22 protein-coding genes and 1 pseudogene are annotated in these 16,913 nt (G+C 67.3%); 19 read left to right on the top strand and 4 right to left on the bottom strand.

Translation table 11 applies throughout. The annotated features are described in order from the left end of the window. Positions 1-6 precede the first annotated feature (6 nt). From flgA to F2P45_RS13080, 19 genes are read left to right on the top strand one after another with little or no spacing between them, the layout of a single operon-like run. The gene (gene flgA, locus F2P45_RS13170; RefSeq protein WP_166875403.1) at positions 7-957 is read left to right on the top strand and encodes a flagellar basal body P-ring formation chaperone FlgA; all 951 of its coding nucleotides are present in this window, start codon (positions 7-9) and stop codon (positions 955-957) included. Positions 958-967: 10 nt separating this feature from the next. Further along, a complete protein-coding gene (locus tag F2P45_RS13165) occupies positions 968-1,540 on the top strand; it encodes a flagellar basal body L-ring protein FlgH (protein ID WP_166875400.1) in 573 nt (190 codons plus the stop codon). Beyond that, positions 1,540-2,652: a flagellar basal body P-ring protein FlgI gene (locus F2P45_RS13160; protein WP_229505066.1), complete on the top strand. Its 1,113-nt coding sequence runs from the start codon at positions 1,540-1,542 to the stop codon at positions 2,650-2,652. The genes F2P45_RS13165 and F2P45_RS13160 overlap by 1 nt, the downstream gene beginning before the upstream one ends. Before the next feature lie 34 nt (positions 2,653-2,686). After that, complete coding sequence (flgB, locus tag F2P45_RS13155) at positions 2,687-3,070, top strand: flagellar basal body rod protein FlgB (protein WP_166875394.1); 384 nt, start codon at positions 2,687-2,689, stop codon at positions 3,068-3,070. After that, positions 3,070-3,507 (top strand): flagellar basal body rod protein FlgC, encoded by a 438-nt coding sequence (flgC, locus tag F2P45_RS13150; protein ID WP_166875392.1) that lies wholly within the window; start codon positions 3,070-3,072, stop codon positions 3,505-3,507. The genes flgB and flgC overlap by 1 nt, the downstream gene beginning before the upstream one ends. Next, complete coding sequence (gene fliE, locus F2P45_RS13145) at positions 3,504-3,806, top strand: flagellar hook-basal body complex protein FliE (protein WP_166875389.1); 303 nt, start codon at positions 3,504-3,506, stop codon at positions 3,804-3,806. Before flgC ends, fliE begins: the two co-directional genes overlap by 4 nt. A 12-nt stretch (positions 3,807-3,818) precedes the next feature. Next, positions 3,819-5,252 (top strand): flagellar basal-body MS-ring/collar protein FliF, encoded by a 1,434-nt coding sequence (gene fliF, locus F2P45_RS13140; protein ID WP_166875387.1) that lies wholly within the window; start codon positions 3,819-3,821, stop codon positions 5,250-5,252. Then, entirely contained in the window at positions 5,252-5,755 is a 504-nt protein-coding gene (locus F2P45_RS13135) for a hypothetical protein (protein WP_166875384.1), read from the top strand. The genes fliF and F2P45_RS13135 overlap by 1 nt, the downstream gene beginning before the upstream one ends. Then, positions 5,755-7,086, top strand: coding sequence for a FliI/YscN family ATPase (locus tag F2P45_RS13130; protein WP_166875381.1), 1,332 nt, complete (start codon positions 5,755-5,757; stop codon positions 7,084-7,086). Before F2P45_RS13135 ends, F2P45_RS13130 begins: the two co-directional genes overlap by 1 nt. Further along, entirely contained in the window at positions 7,083-7,550 is a 468-nt protein-coding gene (locus F2P45_RS13125) for a hypothetical protein (protein WP_166875379.1), read from the top strand. The genes F2P45_RS13130 and F2P45_RS13125 overlap by 4 nt, the downstream gene beginning before the upstream one ends. Continuing rightward, the gene (locus tag F2P45_RS13120; protein ID WP_166875376.1) at positions 7,547-8,593 is read left to right on the top strand and encodes a hypothetical protein; all 1,047 of its coding nucleotides are present in this window, start codon (positions 7,547-7,549) and stop codon (positions 8,591-8,593) included. Before F2P45_RS13125 ends, F2P45_RS13120 begins: the two co-directional genes overlap by 4 nt. Continuing rightward, positions 8,580-8,975, top strand: a complete 396-nt coding sequence (locus F2P45_RS13115) for a flagellar hook assembly protein FlgD (protein WP_166875373.1) — start codon at positions 8,580-8,582, stop codon at positions 8,973-8,975. Before F2P45_RS13120 ends, F2P45_RS13115 begins: the two co-directional genes overlap by 14 nt. 15 nt (positions 8,976-8,990) lie before the next feature. Then, complete coding sequence (gene flgF, locus F2P45_RS13110; RefSeq protein WP_166875371.1) at positions 8,991-10,169, top strand: flagellar basal-body rod protein FlgF; 1,179 nt, start codon at positions 8,991-8,993, stop codon at positions 10,167-10,169. Positions 10,170-10,178: 9 nt separating this feature from the next. Then, on the top strand, positions 10,179-10,961 hold the full coding sequence (locus F2P45_RS13105) for a FliM/FliN family flagellar motor switch protein (protein WP_166875368.1): 783 nt from the start codon (positions 10,179-10,181) through the stop codon (positions 10,959-10,961). Between the two features lie 28 nt (positions 10,962-10,989). Then, positions 10,990-11,322, top strand: a complete 333-nt coding sequence (locus tag F2P45_RS13100) for a FliM/FliN family flagellar motor switch protein (RefSeq protein WP_166875365.1) — start codon at positions 10,990-10,992, stop codon at positions 11,320-11,322. Next, positions 11,319-11,765, top strand: a complete 447-nt coding sequence (locus tag F2P45_RS13095) for a flagellar biosynthetic protein FliO (protein ID WP_166875362.1) — start codon at positions 11,319-11,321, stop codon at positions 11,763-11,765. Before F2P45_RS13100 ends, F2P45_RS13095 begins: the two co-directional genes overlap by 4 nt. Further along, the gene (gene fliP / locus F2P45_RS13090) at positions 11,758-12,525 is read left to right on the top strand and encodes a flagellar type III secretion system pore protein FliP (RefSeq protein ID WP_166875359.1); all 768 of its coding nucleotides are present in this window, start codon (positions 11,758-11,760) and stop codon (positions 12,523-12,525) included. The genes F2P45_RS13095 and fliP overlap by 8 nt, the downstream gene beginning before the upstream one ends. Before the next feature lie 7 nt (positions 12,526-12,532). Then, a complete protein-coding gene (locus F2P45_RS13085) occupies positions 12,533-13,294 on the top strand; it encodes a sigma-70 family RNA polymerase sigma factor (protein ID WP_166875357.1) in 762 nt (253 codons plus the stop codon). Positions 13,295-13,320: 26 nt separating this feature from the next. Beyond that, on the top strand, positions 13,321-13,713 hold the full coding sequence (locus F2P45_RS13080) for a hypothetical protein (protein WP_166875353.1): 393 nt from the start codon (positions 13,321-13,323) through the stop codon (positions 13,711-13,713). Here F2P45_RS13080 and F2P45_RS13075 read toward each other — a convergent pair. The 4 genes and pseudogenes from F2P45_RS13075 to F2P45_RS13060 form a co-directional block, all read right to left on the bottom strand. Then, the gene (locus tag F2P45_RS13075) at positions 13,707-14,273 is read right to left on the bottom strand and encodes a FliH/SctL family protein (protein ID WP_166875350.1); all 567 of its coding nucleotides are present in this window, start codon (positions 14,271-14,273) and stop codon (positions 13,707-13,709) included. The genes F2P45_RS13080 and F2P45_RS13075 overlap by 7 nt on opposite strands. Before the next feature lie 424 nt (positions 14,274-14,697). Next, positions 14,698-15,870, bottom strand: coding sequence for a tetratricopeptide repeat protein (locus F2P45_RS13070; protein WP_166875346.1), 1,173 nt, complete (start codon positions 15,868-15,870; stop codon positions 14,698-14,700). 118 nt (positions 15,871-15,988) lie between these two features. After that, positions 15,989-16,600 (bottom strand): tetratricopeptide repeat protein, encoded by a 612-nt coding sequence (locus tag F2P45_RS13065; protein ID WP_166875343.1) that lies wholly within the window; start codon positions 16,598-16,600, stop codon positions 15,989-15,991. A 119-nt stretch (positions 16,601-16,719) separates the two neighbouring features. Beyond that, positions 16,720-16,913, bottom strand: a pseudogene (locus tag F2P45_RS13060) (IS66 family transposase); the annotation flags it as partial.

Raw genomic sequence — 16,913 nt, 5'->3', positions numbered from 1 at the left:
TCTGTCATGCGCGCCCTGCCCCTTCTTTCTGTGCTGATCCCCCTGCTGCTCGCCGCCAGCGGCGCGCTGGCGGCCGCCCGGGTGACGCTGAAAAGCAGCGCCATGGTGACGGGTGCGCGCATCACCCTGGCCGACATCGCCAGCGTGCAGGGCGACGGCGCCGCCGCTCTGGCTGCGCTCGACCTGGGCGCCGCGCCCCTGCCCGGCTACAGCGCACGCATCTCGCGCGCGGAACTGGAGCGCACCCTGCGCTCGCGCGCGCTGCCGTACCAACTGGGCGGCGACAGCGCCGCCAGCGTCAGCATCGAGCGCCGCGCCCAGGGCGTCGATGCGCAAGCGCTGGCGGCCCTGGCCGAAGAACACCTGCGGCGTCATCTAGGCGCCAACCACAGCCGGGTGGAACTGAAACTGGCCACGCCGCTCGCCGAACTGCAACGACCGGCCGGCAAAGTGGAACTGACGGCGCGCGCGCTGGCGCCTGGCCTGGTCCCGCGCCGCCGCATGCAGGTCTGGGTCGATATTGCGGTCGACGGCGTGTTCGCGCGCGCGGTCGCGCTGCCGTTCGACGTGCATGCCTGGCGCCCGTTGCTGGCCGCCGCGCGCGAATTGCCGGCCGGTACCGTACCCGACTGCACCATGCTGGTCACGCGCGACGAGGACGTCACCGCGCTCGATGGCGCCGCCGCCACGACCGACTGCGGCGCCGTGCGTGGGCGCCTCAAGCGCGCGCTGATGCCGGGCGCGCCGCTGCTGGCGGCCTACCTGCAAGCGAGCTTCGCGGTCGGTCAGGGCGACAGCATCGGCCTGCAAATGCATCACGGCGCGATCGTGCTCGAATCGCGCGCCACCGCCCTGTCCGACGGCAACGTCGGCCAACGGATCGAGGTCCGTCCCGCCGGCGCCAGCGGCACCGTGCGCGCCGAAGTCATCGGCCCGGCCCTGGTCAAAATCTACTGAAAGCGAATCGATGAATACCCGCATACTTTCCCTGCCGCTGCTGCTGGCCCTGTGCTGCGGCGCCGTCCACGCGGACAATCTGTACAACGAAAAGACCTACCGCCCGCTGGCCTCGGACAAGCGCGCCCACCTGCCCGGCGACGTGCTGACGATCATGATCTACGAGAGTTCGAGCGCGCTGACCCGCGCCGATACCCAGCTCCAGCGCAACAACACGGTGGGCGTGCAAGCGGCTGCCGACCGCCATGCGCACAGCCTGGCCGTGGGCGCGAACAACACCTTTGACGGCGGCGGCACGGTGCAGCGCGCCGGCAAGCTGCTTGCCCAGATGAGCGTGACCATCACCGGCACCGCGCCCAACGGCGACTTGCTGGTGGCCGGCGAGCAAATGCTGGAAATCAACTCCGACAAGCAAGTGATCAAGGTCGAAGGCCGCGTGCGCACGCTCGACATTTCCGACGCCAACACAGTCATGTCGTTCCGCATCGCCGACGCCAAGATCAGCTACCTGGGCGACGGCGACCTGGCCGCGCGCCAGCGTCCGGGCCTGTGGTCGCGCCTGTTCACATGGGCGGGCTTCTGATGCGCCGCCTGTTCGCTTTCGTGCTGCTTGCGCTGGCCGCCGCCGCGCCAGTCCACGCCGACACCGTGCGCCTGAAAGACATCGGCAAGTTCGCCGGCTGGCGCGACAATGCGCTGGTCGGCTACGGTCTGGTGACGGGCCTGGCCGGCACCGGCGACTCGGCCGGCAACAAGGCCACGCGCCAGTCGATCGCCAATGTGCTGGCCCAGTTCGACGTGGCCGTGCTGCCGGACGATATCCAAAGCCGCAATGCCGCCGCCGTGATGATTACCGCCAAACTGCCGGCGGTGGCGCGCGAAGGCGACACCATCGATGTGACAGTAACCTCGATCGGCGACGCCCGCAGCCTGGCCGGTGGCAACCTCCTGATTGCTCCGCTCAAGGGTCCCAACGGCAAGGTGTACGCACTGGCCCAGGGCGCGCTGTTCGTGGGTGGGTACAAGTTCGACCAAAACGGCAGCGTGACGCAGAAAAACCACCCGACCGTGGGCGCCATTCCCGGCGGCGCCACGGTCGAAGTGGCGGTGCGCGCCAACATCCTCAGTGCCGACAACACCATGACCTTCACCCTGGCCGACGCCGACTACACCACCGCCTCGCGCATCGCCGGCGCCATCAACGGCTCCTTCGGCCAGTCGCTGGCCAAAGCGGTCGACGCCGCCGGCATCGAGATCGCGGTACCCGAGAACGCGCGCGCCAATCTGGTCGAATTCATCACCCGCATCGAACGCCTCGGCGTCGAACCGGACAACCGCGCGCGCGTGGTGGTCGACGAGCGCACCGGAACCGTCGTCTCGGGCGGCGACGTGCGCATTGCGCGCGTGGTGATCTCGCACGGCGACCTGAAACTGTCGATCGTGACCGACAACAGCGTCTCGCAACCGCTGCTGGTGCGCCAGACCGGCCCCGACGTGCGCACGGAAACGGTCGCCAACTCGCGCATCCGGGTCAGCGAGCGCGATGAAACCGGCTTTGTGAGCGCCTCCAACAATTCCGTGGCCGACCTGATCCAGGCCCTGACCCGCATCAAGACCAGCACCCGCGACATTATCTCGATCCTGCGCGCGGTGAAGGCGGCCGGTGCGCTGCACGCCGACCTGGTCATTCAATAACCCATGCGCCCCATTTACTACAGGAGTTCCACCCATGTTCGGTTCCACTGAAGCCGTCACCGTCGACATGGTGCGGCTGGCCCTCGACGCGGCCAGCCTGCGCCAGCAGACCATCGCGCACAATATCGCCAACGTCAACACACCCGGCTTTGCGCCCGCGCGCGTCGATTTCGAACAGCAGATGGGCGCCGCCCGCGCCGCGCTGGACCAGGGCCAGCCGGTCACCGCCGCCATGCTCGGCGGGGTGCGTCCGGTGGTCATGCGCCTTGCACCATCGGTCGATGCCGACCGCAGCGCCATGCTCGACCTGGAAGTGGCCGACATGGCCCAGAACACGGTCCACTACCAGGCCCTGGTCAAGGCGCTCGGCAAGCATATGTCGATCATGAGCTCGGCTGTCGCGGAAGGAAAACGCTGATGGATTACCGTAACGCATTCGCCATCAGCGCCAGCGGCATGACGGTCGAAAAGACGCGCCTCGACACCACCGCCGTCAACCTGGCCAATGTGCACAGCACGCGCGGCCCGGACGGCAAGCTGTTCCGGCCGCTGACGGTCAAGGTGGGCGAAGCCGGCGCCAGTTTCGCCGCCGGTTTCACCCAGCTCCAGGGCGCCGTCCTGCGTGGCGCCGAAGTGGTGCGCATCGAAGAAGCCAACGTAGCGCCGCGCATGGTGTACGAGCCGGGCAACCCGGACGCCGACACCAAGGGCTACGTTGCCATGCCGGGCGTGAACCAGGTGACCGAAATGGTCAACCTGGCCAGCGCCCTGCGCGCCTATGAAGCCAACGTGGTGGCGATGAACGCCGCCAAGACCATGGCCCTGAAAGCACTCGACCTGGGAGGTCCGCAATGAGTATCGACGCCATCACATTCCTGCCGCCGCTGGCCATGCCGGCCGCGCCCGACGTCACCGGTGCGGCCAAGGCCCCGGGAGGGGAATTTGCCAGCTGGTTCGGCACCCAGCTGGCCGACGTCAACAGCCAGCTGGTCACGGCCGACCAGGGAATACAGCAGCTCGCTGCCGGCGACGCCAGCAATCTGCACCAGATCATGATCAACCTCGAGCAGGCCAAGCTCTCCATGCAACTCGTGATGCAAGTCAGGAACCACCTGCTTGACGGTTATCGCGAGCTCATGCAAATGCAAATGTAAAGGTAGCAACCCGTGACCGCTTTTAACGACTTCTGGCAGCGTACCGACCAGCGCGCCCGCCTGGGGCTGATCATCGGTGTACTGCTCATCGCCCTTGTTACCGTGGCGCTCGGCGCCCTGCTGCTGCGCACCGACTACCAGGTCCTGTTCTCCGACCTGGCCCCGCAGGATGCGGCCACCATGACGGCCGAGCTGGACAAACTGAAAACCCCGTACCGTCTCAGCGGCGACGGCAACACCATCCTGGTCCCGGCCGAGATGGTGCACCGCACGCGCCTGAAGCTGGTGGCCAAGGAATTGCCGCTGCGCGGTGCGGTTGGCCTGGAGCTGTTCAATTCGAGCGAAGTCGGCATGACCGAGTTCACCCAGAAGGTCAACTACCAGCGCGCCCTGCAGGGCGAACTGACCCGCACCATCCTCTCGCTCGACGAAGTGGCGACCGTGCGGGTGCACCTGGTGATGGCCGAGCAGGCCCTGTTCAAGAAGAACGTCAAGCAGGCCAAGGCCTCGATCAGCATCGCCATGAAGCCTGGCCGCGCCCTCGACGCGACCCAGGTGCAGGGCATCCAGCGCCTGGTCGCAGCCGCCGTGCCCGACATCAGGGCCAGCGACGTGACCATCGTCGACCACAACGGCGTGGCGCTGACCCGGCGCAGCGGCGCCGAGGGCGACGATGGCGCGGCGGGCGGCGACAGCCTGGACGACAAGCGCGCGCTCGAGACCTATCTGAACAAGAAGATATCGGCCATGCTCGACCGCACCTTCGGCCCCGGCCAGGGCATCGCCAGCGTCGACGTCACGCTCAACCACAAGCACGTCAAGACCACCACCGAAAACGTGCTGGGCAAGGATGCTTCCGGCGAGGGCGCGGCCGCCGGCGTGATGGTGCGCGAGCGCATGACCTCGCGCGACGGTCCGGCCGACGCCTCGGTTCCGGCCGGCGCAGGCCCTGCCAACGGCACGGTCACCAGCGAAACCGACTACCAGGTCGGCCGCCGGGTGGAACAGGTGGTCGCGTCGGCAGGCGCCATCAGCCGCGTCAACGTGGCCGTGGTGGTCAGCGGCGCGCTCGACCAGGCGCGCCTGGACCGGGTACGCGATGTGGTCGCGCTGGCGGCCGGCATCGACAAGGCGCGCGGCGACGCCGTCGCGGTGTATTCGATGGACCAGGTGGCGACCGTGCCCGCCGCCGGCGCGGTGCTGGCCCAGGCCGCGCCGGCGCAGGCGGCAGCGCCCGCCGTGATCGCCGCCACCTCCGCCCCCGCCGCCGCATCGGCCAACACGCTGCTGCTGGCCCTGGGCGCGCTGATCGTGCTGGCCCTGGCCTGGCGCCTGTTCGCGCGCCCGTCCCAGCCGCAGTTGACCCTGGAACAGCGGCGCCAGCTGCTGAACCAGGTCAACGACTGGCTGGACGCGCCGGCAACTTCACGCAAGGACCAGTTCTGATGCCCGCGCACCGCCAATCGGCCCTGCTGCTGCACGGCCTCGGCCAGGCCGACCAGCGCTGGATCCTGTCCCAGCTGGGCGAGCAAGACCGCCGCATCCTGGCCGGCCACCTGGCCGAGCTGAAGGAACTCGGCATTCCGGCCGATCCCTCGATCGCCCGCCAGGCCGGCGGCGCGCGCGCAGTGGCCGACCAGGGCCCGCTGCACAAGGCGTCGGCGGCCACCATGCTGCAGGTGCTGGCCGATGAGCCGGCATGGCTGGTGCGCCAGGTGCTGGGGCTTAGCGACTGGCCATGGCGCCAGGCCTACCTGGAGGCCCATCCCGAGCAGCAACGCGCGCGCCTCGGCGGCGACGCCGGTACGCCCCTGCATCCGCAAGCGGCGCAGCGCCTGATGGAACGCCTGGCCGAGCGTGCCGGGCAACACGCCGCCAGCCCCGCGACCCCGGCCAGCGCGCCCGGCCCGCTGGCGCGCCTGCGCCAGGCCATGCGCCGGAGCACCTGATGCAGCGCTACGTCGACGCCATCCGCTCGGCCGACCTGGTGCGCAAGGTCGGCCACGTACGCCAACTGGCGGGCCTGAGCATCGAGTCGTCCGGGCCGGACGCACTGGTCGGCGAGATCTGCGAGATCCGCCCACGCCGCGGCGGCGCCAGCGTGCGCGCCGAAGTGGTCGGCCTGCGCGACGGCCGCGTCATGCTCATGCCCTACGGCGAAATCCAGGGCATCGGCGTCGGCAGCGAAGTCGTCGCCACCGGGCGCATGCCGCGCATCGCGGTTGGCCAGGGCTTGCTGGGCCGCGTGATCGATGCCTTTGGCGACCCGCTCGATGGCGGCGCGCCGATCCACGCCGCCGAATTCCGTCCGCTCAAGGCCACGCCCCTCAACCCGCTCTCGCGCCCGCGCGTGACGACCGTGATGGAAACCGGCGTGCGCGTGATCGACAGCATGCTGACCATGGGCCATGGCCAGCGCGTCGGCATTTTTGCCGGCAGCGGCGTCGGCAAGAGCACCTTGCTCGGCATGATCGCCCGCAATACCCTGGCCGAGGTCAATGTGATCGCCCTGATCGGCGAGCGCGGGCGCGAAGTGCGCGAATTCATCGACAAGCACCTCGGCCCGGAAGGGCTGGCGCGCTCGGTGGTGGTGGTCGCCACATCGGACCAGCCGGCGCTGGCACGCGCGCGCGCGGCCTACGCCGCCACGGCGATTGCCGAATACTTTCGCGACGCCGGCAAGCAAGTCATGCTGACCATGGATTCGGTGACCCGCTTCGCCATGGCGCGCCGCGAAATCGGCCTGTCGATCGGCGAGCCGCCCACCGCGCGCGGCTACACCCCGTCGGTGTTCGCCGAACTGCCGGAGCTGTGCGAGCGCTGCGGCACGGCCGACTCGGGCGGCGCCATCACCGCCTTGTACACAGTGCTGGTCGAGGGCGACGACTTCAACGAGCCGATCTCGGACATGCTGCGCGCTACCCTCGACGGGCACATCGTGCTGGCGCGGCGCCTGGCGCAGCAGGGGCACTACCCGGCCATCGACGTACTGCACAGCGTCAGCCGCCTGTTCGGCGACCTGACCACCGAGGACGACCAGGCCCTGGTGCACGACACGCTCGAATCCCTGGCCGTGTACGACCGCAACCGCCAGTTGATCGACATGGGCGCCTACCGCGCCGGCAGCAGCGCCGAGATCGACAACGCCATCGCGATGTGGCCGGCCCTGACCCGCTTCCTGCGCCAGCGCGAAGCGGGCGGCATCGCGCGCACCGACACCATGGCGGCCCTGCGCGAGGTGATGGCGCAGCGTGCAGTCGACGCGGAGCCGGTGCCATGAGCGGCGACCGCCGCGGCTTCGCTTACGCGCTCGAACCGGTGCGCAGCATGACGGCCTGGGAGATCGACGAGATCGCCAGCGAGCTCGCCGTGCTGAACCAGGCCGCACGCGCGCTGCAGCAAGACTGCGACGCGCTGGCCGGGCAGTTCGCGGCGGCGCGCACCGACATCATCGCCCAGCGCCAGACCCAGACCGCGCTCGACATCGCCGGCCAGCGTCGCGCCCACGACTATATGTTGCAAGTGCAGGTGCAGCTCCAGGCCACACTGGTCAAGCTGCGCGCCGCCGAGGAGGAGCGCGATGCCATGTACCTGCGCCTGATCGACGCACGCAAATTCGCCGAAAGCCTGGACCGCGACAAGGAAGCGCAGGCCGGCGAGCATGACCAGAAAATCGCCAAGCAAGGCTACCAGCTGTCCGACGACAACTGGCTGCAACGAATTCATTGGAGGAAAACCACGTGACAAAAATCAGCGCCTTTATCGCCGTCGCGGACGACAAGTCCGCAGCGACGCGCCAGGCCGACGCCGCCAATCAACGCGAGAGCTGGTTGCGCCAGATGGAGCTGGCCCAATTGGCCGGCATGGGCAAAGCCGGCGCCGCCCGCGACCGCTCCGACGCCAAGCTGGCGGCGGCGGCGCCAGCCGCCCTGCGCCCGATGCCGCAAGCCGAACGCGCCGTCCAGCGCGCAGAAGAGCGCGCGCGTGACGCCGCACCCGATGAGCGCACGAACGACGCCGGCCAGCAAGGCGGCGACAGCGTTCGCGCGGCGGCCGACCGCGCGCCCGATGCCGCCCCCCAGGCCCCAGCACACGCCACGGCCGCAGCGCACGCTCCGCCCGCAACGCAACAGGACGCGCAAGCCTGTGTGGCGCAGGCGGCCAGCGTGATAACGCCCGGGCCGGCGGCACGCACGCTGCAGGCCGCCGCCATCCTGTCCGCCCCCGCCACCGCGAACGCGCCGGCGCCCGGCGCGCCCGGTACTGGCATGGCGCTGGCGGCAGCAGCAGCGGCAGGCGGGCGCGCTGGCGCGCTCCAGCTGGCGCGCGAGAACACCGCACCGGCCTTGCCGCCGGTGGCCGTGCGCGAGCCGGTGCGCCTGAGCGCCGCGCTGGCCGCCAGGACCGAAGACGGCGACGCCCACGAAGCGGCGCCCGCGCGCCAGGCAGCCGACACCGACGCCGAACTGGGCGACAAGCCGGTCTGGGAAAAGCGCCTGATGCACCTGACCGGCAACGGCAAGGACGTCGATCTCTGGATCCGCGATGGCGAGCTCGATCCGGCTCAGTCGATGAGCCTGCTCTACCGCCTGGCCGGCGACATGGCAAGCGCCGGCCTGCGCCTGAAAGGCGCGACCATCAACGGCAAGCCGCTATTACGGGCCGGCGCCGCCCTGGCGGCCGGCGCACGCCCGGATTTTGCACAAGCTTTGGACACAGACGAAGCGGCCGCGCACGACAGCGCAGCCCCGATCACCCCCACAGGAAACCATCATGGCAATCGATAGCGTCAACACCGTCAACGCGACGAGCAACAGCTCGGTCAACCAGCAGGATTTCCTGCGTATTCTGCTGACCCAGCTCAATTCGCAAAACCCGTTGAAGCCGATGGACAACACGGCGTTCGTGGCCCAGCTGGCCCAGTTTTCCCAGCTTGAGCAAACCCAGCAGATGCTGAGCGGGATCAACCAGCTGGTGTCGGTGCAAACCGCGACCCAGACCGTGGCCCTGCTTGGCAAGACGGTCAGCCTGCTCAACAACAACGCGTACACCACGGGCGTGGTCAGCAACGTCTCGTTCAGCGGCACCACGCCGACCCTGTCGGTCAAGCCCGCAGCAGGCGCCGACATCAACAATATCGAGCGCAAGCAGATTCTCGACGTTAAATAGACCCAAGGACATCCCATGCTCAAATCAATCAATATCGGCACCTCGGGTCTGATCGGCTTCTCAAAGGAACTGGAAACCATCAGCAACAACGTGGCCAACCTGAATACGCCCGGCTTCAAGGGCGCCAACAGCCAGTTCGCCGCCCTGTTTTCGGCCGGCGGCAACAGCGCCGGCGCGGGCGCCGGCAAGACCGGCACCCACAGCGGCTCGGGGCTGGGCACCCTGCCGACCATGGTCGACTTTACCCAGGGCCCGATCAACCAGACCACCAGCGACCTGGACGTGGCGATCGACGGCAACGGCTTTTTCGTGCTGCGCGACGACACCGGCAATACCACCTACACGCGCGACGGCCGCTTCAACTTCAACAACGACGGCGTCCTGACCAACGCCGCTGGCGACACGGTGCAGCAGCTGAGCGCCGAGGGCACCCTGAAAGACATCACCCTGGAAGGCTCGCGCATCAACGCCGCCCTGCCCAGCACCAGCATCAAGCTGGGCGGCAGCCTATCGCTCGCCGAATCGCCCAAGGTGGTCAGCGGCATCAACGTGATCGACAGCGTCGGCGCCAACCGCGCCTTGTCGGTCGAGTTCAAAAACAACAGCGTGGTCACCGCCGGCAGCTGGCTGGTGACGATCAAGGATGGCACCACCACCGTGGGCAGCGGCGAAGTGCGCTTCATCGACGGCAAGCTGGATCCGGCCCGCTCGACCGTGTCGTTCAACTATGCACCGGCGGACGCGGCCAAGATGCCGATGACCTTGACCCTGAACGCGGGCATGACCGTGCTGCCGGCCGGACTGGCCAACATCAGCACGCCAACCGTGGACGGCTACGGCCAGGGCGCCCTGAGCAAGGTCACCTTCGACAAGGCCGGCAAGATGGTGATCAACTACTCGAATGGCCAGACCGGCAGCGGCCAGCAACTGGCGCTGGCGCAGGTCAATACCGCCACCGACCTGGACCAGGTCGGTGGCAACACCTTCAAGAGCGCCAATTCGCAGGCGGTCAAGCTGGGCGTGGCCGGCGAGGACGGCAGCGCCATCAGCGCCAAGTCGGTGGAAGGCTCGAACGTCGACCTGTCCAAGGCATTTTCGGCAATCATCGTCACCCAGCGCGGCTACCAGGCTTCGTCGGAACTGATCAGCACGGCGAACGAGATGCTCGACACCTTGATGCGCATGAAAGGCTAAGGCGGACCCGTGAACGTTTCTCCTTTTCAGTTGCTAAAGCGCAGCAGCGGCGATGCGCTGGCGGCCCGCGCCAGCGCCGCACTGGCCCAGTGGGGCGCGGCCTGGACCACCCTGCCCGACCATGCGCTTGGCTGCGCAGCCGCCAGCGAACAGGTTGGCCGGCTGGCGGCGGGCGAGCTGCGCTGCCGCCTGCTGGACGGCGGCCTGCCGGTCTGGGCCGTTGTTCCCGCGGGCATGGAGCGCTACCTGGAACAGCTGGTGTTCGGCTTGTCGAACCTCGATGCCGCCAGCGGCCGCAACCTGGCCTCGCGCCTTGGTGGCGGGGTGGCGGAAGACGCGCTGGAAGACTTGCTGCAAACCCTGTTCAGTGCACTCACCGGACGCGCTTCGCAGGCAGCGCCCGCGCAAACGCTTCCTGCGCACCTGACCCGCCCCGGCTCCGGCGCGGTGGTGTGCAGCGTGCAGCTGGGCGAACGCGCCTTGCGCCTGCTGCTGCCGGCGGCGGTGCTGCCGGCGCCGCCCCCGCTACGCGCGCGCGCCGGCGCCGCGCCCCTGACCAGCCTGCACCGCGCTTTGGCGTCCTTGCCGGTGCCGCTGAGCGTGGAACTGTGCCGCACCGAACTGACCCTGGGCTACCTGCGCACGCTCGCCGTGGGCGACGTGCTGGCGCTGCCGATGGCAACCGATCAGGCATTGCGCGTCACCGGGCCGGGCGATACCACCGTCTGCGGCGCCCATCTGGGCGCGCTGGACGGCGCCTACGCCGTCGAACTGATCAAGGCTGCGCGCTGAGCGCGGCGATACTCTAAAGGAATTCAACATGAACGAGCAACAAAGCAACAGCGCACCCCAGCATATCGACTTGCCGGAACTGCAAGCGGGCAGCGGCCAGGGCCACTCCATCCTCAGCGGCAACCTGGACGTGATCCAGAACGTCAAGGTCAAGCTGTCGGTGAAGATCGGCGATGCGGTGGTCAGTATCGGCGAGCTGATGAACATGAGGGAAGAACATATCCTCAAGCTGGACGCGGCGCTCGACTCGCCGGTGGACGTTCTGCTCGAAGGCAATATCGTCGCGCGCGGCCAGCTGGTGGCGGTGGACGACAACTTCGGCGTGCGCATCACGGAATTGCCGAAAGTCGGCCAGCCATGACCACGCTGCGCGTTGCCCTCGGCGTTTTGCTGCTGAGCCTGACAATGGCGCTGCCGGCGCTGGCGCGCGCCGACGCCTCGCCCGGGGCGCCGGCGGCGCCGCGCACGTCCATCCCGTTCAAGCAGGACAAGCAAGGCGCCGGATCGCTGGCCTACCAAAGCATGGCCGGGCTGGTGCTGGCCGCGCTGGCGGCTTACGGCGTCATCTTCGCGCTCAAGCGCTACACGCTCAAGGGCGGCGGGCCGCTGCGCCAGGCGCGCCGCCTGCGCACCATCGAATCGATGCGTCTTAGCAGGCGCAGTACCTTGCACGTGGTGCACTACGACGGCGAAGAACTGCTGCTGGCCGAAAGCGAGAACGGCTTGCGCCTGGTGAGCAGCCGCAGCGCGACGGTTGTCGAGACCAAGGCGGCCAAGGCCGCGCAAGGAGACCAACATGCATAAACCTGTCTTGCGCACCGCCCTGCTGTGCGCCTTACTGTGCGGCCTTGCCGGCAGCGCCATGGCGGCCGGCGCACCGGCCATCAGCCTGCCCGGCGTCGACATCAACATCAACGGCGCCGGCGGCCAGGCCAGCCAGGTGTCGGCCGCGCTGAAAATCCTGCTCGGCCTGACCGTGCTCAGCCTGGCGCCGGCGCTGCTGGTGTCGGTCACCTCTTTCATCCGCATCACGGTGGTGCTGTCGATGCTGCGCCACGCCATGGGCATGCAGGAGACGCCGCCGAATACGGTACTGATGAGCCTGGCGCTATTCCTGACCTTCTTCACCATGGCGCCGGTGCTCACGCAAGTGAACGACCAGGCCTTCCAGCCCTTCATGAACGGCAAGATGGAAGCCCAGCCGGCGTTCGACACGGCCTTGCGCCCAATCCGCGACTTCATGGTGCGCCAGACGCGCGAGCAGGACTTGCAGTTGATGGTGGAGATTGCCAAAGCCCCGACCCCGGCCACCGTCGACGACATCTCGACGGTGCAACTGATTCCGGCCTTCATGCTGTCGGAACTGCGCGCGGCCTTCCAGATCGGCTTCGTGATCTTTTTGCCCTTCGTGCTGATCGACCTGATCGTCTCGACCATCCTGATGGCGCTGGGCATGATGATGGTGCCACCGGTGACCATTTCGCTGCCGCTCAAGATCTTGATGTTCGTGCTGATCGACGGCTGGAACCTGGTGATCCGCGCCCTGCTCGGCACCTTCAATTAGCCGGCCTGTGCAACGTCCTGCTTCACAAGGCGCCGCTGGCGCCGCCACCGCCCCCGTGCTGGCCGACGAGCCGGCGCTGTGGAAAGCCGCGCGTCGCGGCGGCGAGGCCGCGCGCGCGCGCCTGATCGAAGCCTACCTGCCCTTCGTACGCATGCTGGCGGCCAAGATGTTCGCCGGCCGAATCGACCACGACCTCGAATTCAATGAATACCTGCAATTCGGCACCATCGGCCTGATCGAGGCGGTAGACCGCTTCGACCCGGGGATGGGCAACCAGTTCAAGACGTTTGCCGGACACCGCATCAACGGCGCCATCCTCGACGGCATCGGCCAGATGAGCGAAAAGCGCACCCAGGTGAATACCCGCAGGCGGCTCCAGTTAGAGCGGGGCGAATCGTTGCGGGATGCGCTCGACGCCCGCACCGGGGACCTGTTCCAGCAACTGGCCGACGTGGCCGTTGGGCTGGCACTCGGTTACGTGCTCGACGATCCGGTGGTGTACTACCATGAAGACGCCACGGTGGCCGACCAGCATTACACGCGGGTCGAGATGACCCAACTGCGCAGCAAGATGCAAGCACTGGTGGGCAACCTGCCTGAGAAGGAACGAATGGTGATAAAGTACCACTATCTGAACCAGGTGCCGTTCGCCGTCATTGCCCAGACCATGGGCTTGACCAAGGGACGCGTGTCGCAGATTCACAATAAGGCGCTGGCCTTGCTGCGGCGGGCGGCGAATGCGGTGAGCGCCTGCGATATGGTGTGGTAGCGATCAACCAGAACGAAAGCGGGTCCATGGCGGGAATAAGCAGCGTGCAGCAGATCGTCGCGACGATCCGTGCCGAAATGAGTAGCCGTGTCGGGAACAGCGACCGGCGCGGCCCGGCCATGGCCGAGAAACCTGCGCCACGCACCAGGCCGGCGCAGGCGAGCGCGCGCATGAGTGGCCTGCTGCTGCAGCGCGTGGCCGCACTCGACCAGGCCGATCCCGAGCGCGGGCGCAAGGCTTTCCGGATTTTTCTCGAATCGGTCTTGCTCGCCGAGTTCGGTGAAGCGTTGATCAACGATCCTGCGTTTTACGCCATGGTCGACCAGGTACAGCTGACGATGGAAGACGATCCGCAGATAGCCGGCGCGATTGCGCAGGCTGCGGAGAGCCTGTGCGGCGACGGAAGGAAGAATTACTGAGGGTTGCCGCGCGCGGAGATCAGCGTAGCGCGCAGCCGTTCGAGCTGGGTTTCGAGGCGGGCATCGAGTTCGCCGCTTTCGGTTTCCACGATGCAGCCGCCCAGGGCGACGTTCTTGTCGCCGCTCCACGACACCAGGGTGCCTGACGGCAGCGCATCGTCCAGCGCGCCGGCCTCGCGCAGGGCCGCCAGGTCGCCAGGATGCAGGCGCACCACCACCTTTTCGCTGCTGACCGCGTGCGCCGCAGCCTCGCTCACCAGCGCATGGATGCCCTCGCGCGTGACGGCGGCGCTGCCCATCATCTTACACACCGCTTCGAAGGCGATGGCGACGGCCATGTCTTCCAGGCCCTTGAAGCCGCTGACGGTGGCCTGCTGCAGCGCGTCGGCGATCGAGCGCACCCGGGCCAGCTCGGCGCCGAAGGTCTTTTTGGCTTCCTCGGCGCCGCTCTGGCGCCCTTCCTCCAGGCCGCGCTGGCGACCCAGTTCACGCGCCTTGTCGGCTTCGACCTTGAACTCGGCAAGCACGGATTCACGCGCCTGGGCGACCAGGGCCTTCATGTCGGGCGCGGGAGGCGCCGGCGGAGGCGGCGCGGCAGGAGCGGATGGCCTGAAAGCTGCTGCGGGAAGCGGCGCAGGGGTGGCCGGCGCCGTTGGCGCGGCAGGGGCACTGACCGCTGCCGGTGCGGCGGCAGCAGCGCTACTGGCCTCGCTGGCAACCGTACGCCGGCTCTTGAGCTTGCGCCTCTCTTCCGAGATTGCGGGGGAACGAATGATGGAAACCATAACTTCTACGATCTAAAAATAGGGAAGCCACGCTGTTGCGCGAGTGAGGAACTGACAGTCTGTACTATGTCAGATCGCCGCTACCTTGGAAAGCAGGTTTTGCCGCGCCGGCGTGCCTGACTCGGCTGGAAGACCGTGCGGTCGACGCATCGCGTGCGTGGAAATGATCGGCCTACCTGCCCGGCAAGCCGGCGGCGCCTCACTGCTCCGGATGCGCGGCGGGGTATGCGGCGTCGAGAACGCGCTCGGCCACGACGTTAAAGTCGACCCCGAACAGATTCGTGCGACCGGCTGTCGCCTTGAGCGTGGTGCTGCGGAACTGCTCCAGGTCGTTCAGCTTGCCGTCGAGCGCCATGCGCGTCATGGTGCCGGTCACGGATTGCGGGTTCAGCCGCAGAGCGCGCTGCAATGCTGCCTCGGCCACGCCACGCTCACCGCGCAAGGCAGCGATAAACGCGATCGAGCCGTGGGTTTCGCTCATGTCGGGGTCGAGTTCGAGGGCGCGCGCGAAGGCGGCGTCCGCCTCGGCCGGCTGATTGTGCATCAGGCGGCACCAGCCGAGCAAGGTCCAGTTGGCGATGTTGGATGGCATCAGCTCAGTGGCGCGTTCGAGCTGCTGGCCGGCCGCAGGGAAGTCGCGCTTGAGCAGGTTGGCCATGCCGAGGCCATTCCAGATGCGGCCTTCCTGGGGATTGAGGGCGAGCGCTTCCTGGAACTGCGCGAGGGCGCCGTCGGCATCGGCGTTTTCCAGGCACAAGGTCGCGCTGACGACCAGGGCTTCGATGGGACGCGCGCCGTGCGCGAGTGCCGCTTCGCTCAGGCGCAGTGCTTCGGCGCCTTTGTTGCTGTCGGCATAGGCGAGGCTGGCGGCGGCCAGGAACACCGGATCGGCCGACAGGCGCGCTTCGTGCTGCTCGATGAGTTCGATGGCGCGTGCGGTCTTGCCGACGTGGTGATTCGCACGGACCAGCAAGGTGACCGTTGCCGCAGGCAAGTCGGGAGCGTGTTCGAACGGCGCCATGGTGTCCAGCGCAGCTTGGTGCTGGCCGAGCCAGAACTGGCAGGTGGCAAGGCTGAAGGCCAGGTCCGGATCGCTGATTTGGCTGAGCAAGGCAGCGTAGACCGGCGCCGCGTCGCTCCAGCGCTGCTGGGCGGCGAAGACGTGGGCTTGCAGGCAGACGATCATCGGATCTTGCGGGAAGGCGGCGACGGCCGCTGCTGCGTGGGGCTCGGCGCCGGCCGGGTTGGACAAGGCAAGGTTGAGCTCGATTGCGCGGGTCAGCAATTTTTTGTTGGTGGGGTCGGCCGCGAGGTATTCCTCGGTGCGGTCGCGCTGGCGCGTCAGTTCTTCTTGCGATGTCTGTTGTTGCATGATTCAAGGTCCGGGAGATGGTGGGGCGGCGTGGCGGCGCGTTGGGCGGATCGCGGCGATATGGGTTCTGCCTGGGCAGGTACCGCATCGCCGCCGATTGTAGCTGATCGTGGGTGAATTACTTCGGTAGCGTGCCACCGTACGCGGACATGAGCAGGTGACGGTGGTAGGGGTTGTCTTCGACAGGCTCGTCGGCTGCTGCCGCAAAGGCGGGGACGACCGGTGGCGCCGGGCTATCCGCGATCGCTTTCGCAATATCGTCGATGAACATTTGCATGTCCTTGTTAAGCGCAAGATTGGTGTTGTTCAGTTCGATCCCTTTTGCCAGGGCGGCACTGGCCTCGGGCAGCTGATTTTGCGCGAGCAGGATCAAGCCGTGGCCGAACACGCGCAGTGGGTCGCTGTCCGGCAACTCCTGCAACGGGGAGAGTACCGTGACGGCACGCTCGGCATCGCCGTTGGTCAGCCAAAGCAAACCTAACTGAAAACGTGCGATCGACAGACCGGGTTCGAGGGCAAGAGCGGACTCCATTTCGCCGACGGCACGGTCGTACATCTGGATCTGGGCGTAATGGGCACCAAGCAAAAAATGCGTCGTGCCGGAGGCGTCAGGGCGCGATGCAGCCTCCTTGAAGTAGACAATTGCCGCGCCATCATTGCCAGATGCGCTTGCGTTTATGGCAAGTTGCAGCAGTTCAGCTTCATTTAATGTAGAAAATTTTGAGGCCATTTGCACAGAAATTTTTTGAATTTTAATTTAGAAAAACGGAACCATACAAAGAAGCCAATACAAATAGTGCTTAGCTAACTCCGCAATATTATCCACCGCTACAGCATTAACGTAGCCGTTCACACCCCGAGCGGAATCTTTGGCAGCGCCGGCACCGTCAGACCGTTTCTGGCTGCGGCAATGACGCTGGCAATGAAGGTCCAAGAGGAGGCCGAACGTTTTCTGCACGTCTCGATGACGCTGGCCAGGAGCGCGAACGCGCGCGTGCCGGCTTCGCTGCGGGTACCCATGCTGATACGGCGCGCGATCACCC

The sequence above is a fragment of the Massilia mucilaginosa genome (assembly GCF_011682145.1).
In the GTDB taxonomy this organism is placed as follows: Bacteria; Pseudomonadota; Gammaproteobacteria; order Burkholderiales; family Burkholderiaceae_D; genus Telluria_A; species Telluria_A mucilaginosa.
The sequence above is the reverse complement of the archived record's forward strand: the minus strand, read 5'-3'. Positions and strand labels throughout refer to the sequence as shown.